The 5,925-nt window shown below is 74.8% G+C and carries 3 protein-coding genes and 1 pseudogene; 3 read left to right on the plus strand and 1 reads right to left on the minus strand.

The features are described from left to right. Positions 1–648 (minus strand): annotated as a pseudogene (locus ACFVIM_RS31900) (hydrolytic protein); the annotation flags it as partial. Positions 649–824: 176 nt separating this feature from the next. On the opposite strand from ACFVIM_RS31900, the gene ACFVIM_RS31905 reads away from it, so the two are divergent. The 3 genes from ACFVIM_RS31905 to ACFVIM_RS31915 all read left to right on the plus strand — a co-directional run bounded on the left by ACFVIM_RS31905 (position 825) and on the right by ACFVIM_RS31915 (position 5,834). Further along, a complete protein-coding gene (locus ACFVIM_RS31905; RefSeq protein WP_384308884.1) occupies positions 825–1,550 on the plus strand; it encodes a LuxR C-terminal-related transcriptional regulator in 726 nt (241 codons plus the stop codon). A gap of 331 nt (positions 1,551–1,881) precedes the next feature. Next, positions 1,882–5,103 carry a hypothetical protein gene (locus tag ACFVIM_RS31910; RefSeq protein ID WP_384308887.1) on the plus strand — a complete coding sequence of 1,074 codons (3,222 nt, stop codon included), beginning with the start codon at positions 1,882–1,884 and terminating at the stop codon, positions 5,101–5,103. Beyond that, positions 5,100–5,834: a DUF4255 domain-containing protein gene (locus ACFVIM_RS31915; RefSeq protein ID WP_384308889.1), complete on the plus strand. Its 735-nt coding sequence runs from the start codon at positions 5,100–5,102 to the stop codon at positions 5,832–5,834. Before ACFVIM_RS31910 ends, ACFVIM_RS31915 begins: the two co-directional genes overlap by 4 nt. Positions 5,835–5,925: the final 91 nt, after the last annotated feature.

A 5,925-nucleotide genomic window follows, 5' to 3' on the forward strand; every position in this document is an offset into this window, starting at 1 on the left:
GGCCGAGGGACCGGACGCCGCCACCGCGTCGCCGCCGGGATCATCGGCCGCCTCGCTGATGGAGAGTTCGAAGGGCCAGGTCACCGGCGTACCGAACCAGACGGGCTGATGGGCCCGGACCCGGAGCCGCACCTGGGCGGAGGCGCCGGGTTCCAGCCGCGGCCGCTCCGGGTCGAAACCGAAACGCAGTTCCTCCCCCTCCTGCAGACCGGCGAGAGCGACGGTCACGGGGGTGTTCCCACGGTTGTGCGCCACGGTCTGGTAACGGGCGGTGAGCCAGCCGCGCCTGCGGTGCGGCTCCAGCTCCGCGCCCAGCTCATGGAACGCCTCCACGTACACCGTGGTCTCCGGTACCCGTACCGCCTCCGGGTGCTCGGCCGGCCGCACCCGTACGGCCAGGGGCATCCGACCGGCGCGGACATCGGGCGAGCGGGGCGGCGCCAGCCGGAGCGTGACCCGCTCGGAGGTCCCCGGGTACAGCGAGACCCGGGCCGGTTCGACGGTGGTCCAGGGGCTACAGTCGCCGATCACATCGAGCGTGTACGCCTCCACGATGTCGCTGTCGTTGCGGATGGTGAGGCTGGTGGTCGCCTCACCACCCGGCGCCACCGTCACGGGTGGGATTTCGAGTTCGGCAGAGGTAGTCACGACGCGACGGTAGGGCCGTGGCGCCCTCCGCACGAAGGGCGGGAGGGGCAACCCACGGGCAAGGCCCGCTGCCCTCGCGGCGCGTCGGCGCCCGCGTGCCGCGTCCGCCCACACACGACCTGGAAGCGGGGCGAGCGCATATGAATGACATCGGGACGAAGGGAACGGCTACAGCCATGACAACCACAGCGGAGCAGCATTCCTCCTGTGCGCCCCGACCCGGCTCGGAGCCGCCGGAGTGGCCGACGGCGGCGAGGGAGCACGCCTCGCGTGCCGACGCGGGCCGGATCTCCGTCGCCGTGTACGCGCAGGACCTCATCCTGCACAGCGGGGTGGTCCAGCAGCTCCGGCAGCGACCGGAGATCGAACTACTCCCCATGGAGGCCGCCGACGACGCCACGGTCTCGCTGGTGGTGGTGGACACGGTGGACGATCCGGCCGTGCAACTGCTGCGACGCCTCCAGCGGGACACCGGCACCAGGACCGGCCTCGTGGTCGGCTCCTTCGGGGCGGGCGCGCTCCAGACGGTGGTCGAATGCGGGGTCACGGCCGTCATGCGCCGCGCCGAGGCCGATGAGGCCCGGCTGCTGCACCTGGTCACGGCGATGGCGAAGGGGGAGGGGGTGCTGCCGGGCGATCTGCTCGGCAAGCTGCTGGACCATGTCAGCAGCATGCAGCGGATGGTGCTCGATCCCCGGGGGCTGTCGCTCTCCACCCTCACCACCCGGGAGGCGGAGATGCTGAGACTGGTGGCGGAGGGGCTGGACACCGTCGAGATAGCCCAGAAGACCTCGTACTCCGAACGCACCGTCAAGAACGTGCTGCACGAGGTCACCACCCGGCTGCACCTGCGCAACCGCGCCCACGCCGTCGGCTACGCCCTGCGCCACGGGCTGATCTGACCGGGCGCGCCTGGCGGGTTGCCGGTCCGGCGTGGCCTGCCCGGCGGGGTGGCGCTCTCGCGTGGGGTGCCTGGCGGAGTGCCGGTACGGGGGCCGTGGCCCGCCTGACGGTGTGCCGCCGCACCGGGGAGCGCCCCCGGCGCCGCGTGTTCCGGGCCGGTGCGGGTCCCGGACGGCGCGGCACCACGGCCCCTCCGGGCGGTTCCGGACGGTGCCGCTGCCCGAAAGAGCAGCGGCACCTTCCCCCGCGCCGGGTACTCACGGCCTGGTTCCACCGTCGTGGTCCGGTCAGGCTCGTACCCGGAGGACTCCCCGGGACTGTGAGGTGGACGTGGTCGGGACCGCTGGCCCGGTAAGGAGCCTGAGGCTGGGCGGACTGACCGTCGCCCTGGCACTCGTGGTGTCGCTGCTGGCGTTCGGCGCCGGGGCGTGGACCGGCCCCACCGCCGCCGAGCGGCCCGCGCCCGTGCCACGGGCGGCGGAGGCCGGACGGATCGCCTACGCCGGTACGGACCACCGCAGCCTGGGCCGGGTGCGGACCACCACGTCCAGTGAGACGCTCTTCGGCCCCGGCCCCACCCCCTTCGACCGCTACCCCTCCGCCCGGGGCGCGCTGACGGTCTTCACCAGCATGCGCGACGACGTCCGCCCCCAGGTGTATCTGCGGACCGGCGACGGCGCGGTCCGCAAGCTGACCACCGGCCGGAACGCGGCCCGCCCCCGGCTCTCGGCCGACGGCACCGTCGTGGTGTTCGACGCGCTGGAGGCAGGCGACCAGCGCGACCTCTGGCTGATCCGGGTGGACGGCACCGGGGAGCGCCGGGTCACCGAGACCCCGTTCAACGAGACCTCGCCGACGCTCTCGCCCGACGGGACCGAGATCGCCTACTCCAGCGACGCCGACCCGGCGCTCGGTGCCCCGCAGATCTACGTACGGGACCTCGCCGGAGGCGGACACCGGCGGGTCAACTCCGGACCGGCCGGGTCGGCCACCGAACCGGTGTGGAACCCGGTGGACGATCCCGCCCACCGCGACCTCATCGCCTACACCCTCACCGAGCCGGGCCAGGTCCCCCGGCTCCGGCTGACCGACGGCGACGGCCGGGACGAACCGCTCTTCGCGGGCGCGGCGGCCACCTGGCACGCCCGGACCGCCGACTGGCTGCCCGACGGCGACGATCTGGTCTTCATCAGCCCGGACCAGACCTGTGAGTGCACCACCCCGTTCGACCATGTCTACCGCGCCCGCCAGGGCTCGGGCGACACCCCCGGCCTCCAGCTCGACGAGGACCGTGCGGTCACCTCCCCGACCTGGCTGGGCCCCCTGACCGGCGGGTCCGTGATCGTCGAGCGCACCTCGGCGCCCGTGAAGCGGGCCGCGACCCTCCAGGACATCCGGCACGACGGGACCGACCCGAGGGATCTGGGGGTGGAGATCCTCCGGGAGGACCCGGAGGCCGACACCAACACCACCCCCGGGGCCGATCCGCTCTTCAACCCCCGCCCCGGCTACGACCCGTGGACGGAACGGCAGAGCTACACCCCCGACGGGCGGCGGATCGCGGTGACCGTGTTCGAGGGCGAGCACACCGGCCCCGGACGGACCCAGCGGATCCGGCTGGTCGACGCCGACGGCACCCAGGGGGAGTGGCTGGAGCCCGAAGGACACGGGCCCGGGGTCCGCGACACGGACCCCGCCTTCTCCCCGGACGGCAGGTCGCTGGCCTTCACCCGCTCCACCCCGGGCACCCCCCGGGTGAGCCGGATCCTCCTCGCGGAGGTGGCCAGCGGGCGGATCACCGGCGAGATCACGCCCCCCGCCGGGCAGCTCACCGGCCAGGACGCCCAGCCGGCCTGGTCCCCGGACGGCACGGCCATCGCCTTCACCCGCAACCACGTCATCGGCGGCGGTGGCGGCAACAAACACGTCTGGACCGTGCCGGTCGCCGCGCTCGACCAGCAGCGGGACCTGAGCGCCGCCCACTGCCCCGGCGCCTGCGAGGTGATCGACGACAGCCCGGCGTTCTCCCCCGACGGCCGCGACATCGCCTTCAACCGCAAGGACGGCGGCGGCCGGAACAACCAGCGCAACGGCGTCGTCCTCACCCCGGCGAACGGGGACGGCTGCCGGGTGCTGCTGCCCGCCGCCGCCCAGGGCGATCCCGAGGCGTGCCGCAAGGACCTCCCCGACACCACCCTCACCGGCCCGTTCCAGCCCCGTGACGTGGTCTGGTCGGCCGACGGCACCCGGCTGGTGTTCAGCGCGCGGCGGGGCGTGGAACCCACCGCCCCGGAGAAGCTGATGAGCCTGGAGCCGGCCAGCGGCGAGCTGACCCCGCTCACCAACCGGATGCCCGGACGGCAGAAGGAACCCACCGTCCAGCAGTCGGTGGACCTCACGGTGAGCGCCCCCGCCGACGGGACGCCGGTCCGCGTCGACGCCACCGGGTCCGTCACGGTCACCGTGACCAACAACGGACCGGCCGCCTCGCCGGGCACCGTCTTCACCGCCGACATCCCCGCGGCGCTGCGCCTCGAAGGACTCACCAGCACGGCCGGGAGCTGCGCGCCGGGATCGCCCCAGTGCTCCCTCGGAGTGATCGCGCCGGGCGCCTCCGTACGGGTGACCGCGCGGCTGACCGGGGTCATCGTGGGGCGGTGGCGGCTCGGCTGGTCCGCCAACGGGGCCGTGATCGACCCGCTGCCGGGCGACAACGCCCCCTCGACCTGGCAGCGGGTCGAGGACCGGCCGCCGACCACCGCGCCGCCGACGACCCCACCGCCGACCACCGCGCCGCCGACCAGTCCACCGCCCACCACCCGTCCGCCGACGCCGCGTCCGCCCAGCTCCCGTCCGCCCACCTCGCGCCCGCCCACCGTCCGGCCCCCCGCGCCACCGCCCCCGGCGCTGGCCGGGCCCGGACTGACCGCCGTGGCCCAGCCGAACCCTGGGTTCGTCGGCGGCCGGGTCGTCGTCACCTACCTCGTACGCAATGGATCCAACGCGCTGGCCACCGGATTGCGGCTGCGGCTCGGGCTGCCCCGGGCCATCCCGGCCGAGCCGCTGCCCGCCGGGTGCGCGGACGGGGTCTGCGCCCTGCCCGACCTCGTCCCCGGCGACACCGTGGTCACCCGGGTCGTGCTGCGCCCCGACAAGCCCCTGACCACCCGGATCGTCGCCACCCTCAGCACCACCGGCACCGACGCCAACCGCCGTGACAACGTGGCCAGGGTGCCGCTGCGGATCCTGCGGCCCCGGATCGTCGCCGTGCCCCCGATCGGCAAACCCGGCTTCGTCACCCTGGTGCGTGGCCGGGACTTCCCGCCCGGCGCGCCGGTGACGCTGACCTGGACCCCCGGGATCACCGCCGCCGCCGCACCGGCCAGGCCCGGCGCCGGCTACCGGTTCACCGCCCAGCTGCTGATCCTGCGCAAGGACCAGACCGGGCCGCGCGTCATCACCGCCCGTGGCCCCGGCTTCACCCCGGTCACCACGCCCTTCCTGGTGGTGACGGGCAGCCTCCAGCCGCCCGACGAGGTGGACCGCCGGTGATCCACGAAGTCGACGAGGGACTGCGGCTGCTGCTCCAGGAGTCGGGACTGGGGGAGAACGGTGTCGAGGTGGTCTTCGAGGCACCGACCCGGGAGTGGGCGGCCCGGCGCAACGCGCCCACCGTCAGCGTGTATCTGTACGGCATCCACGAGGACATGACCCGGCGCCAGAGCGGCGCCGCCGAGGTGCACGACACCGAAGGGCAGCTCGTCGCCTGGCGCACCCCGCCACGCTGGTTCGCGCTGACGTACATGGTCACGGCGTGGACCAACCGACCCCAGGACGAACACCGGCTGCTCTCCCGGGTGCTGCTCTGTCTCACCCGCTCGGACAGCCTCCCCGCGCGGCTGTACACCGGATCACTGGCCGCCCTCGGGCTCACGGTCACCCTCGACGCGGCCGGGGAGAGCGCCTACGGGACGTCGGTGGCGGATGTCTGGTCCGCCCTGGACGGCGAGCTGAAGGCCTCCGTCGACCTGCGGGTCACCGCGCCGCTCGCCGCGGACCAGTGGACCCCGGGTCCCCCGGTCACCGAGGGGCTGCTGATCCGCTCCAGCGCCACGGGCGAGGCCCCGGCCACCCCGGCCGACGGCGCCCCGGCCGGCCCGGGACGCCGACTGCGCTACCAAGGGATCGCCGACCCCGGACCCGAGGGCTTCGCGGGCCCGCGCGAACGGAACCCGGCACCGGGATCGTCCGCCCGCCGACGGCGCGGCGGGCCGGCCCGGTGACGGCGACCGACCGCCCGCCGGGCCCGGCGCACCGCGCCGCCGGGACCGACGCCGAGGAGATCATGCGCCTGTGGACCCAGCTGCGCCGGGT

This window comes from Streptomyces sp. NPDC057638 (genome assembly GCF_042800315.1).
Classification (GTDB): domain Bacteria; phylum Actinomycetota; class Actinomycetes; order Streptomycetales; family Streptomycetaceae; genus Streptomyces.

What these genes read in the sequence shown, in the direction of transcription:
- ACFVIM_RS31905 (WP_384308884.1), top strand. Translation starts at nt 825, where the DNA reads ATGACAACCACAGCGGAGCAGCATTCCTCCTGTGCGCCCCGACCCGGC.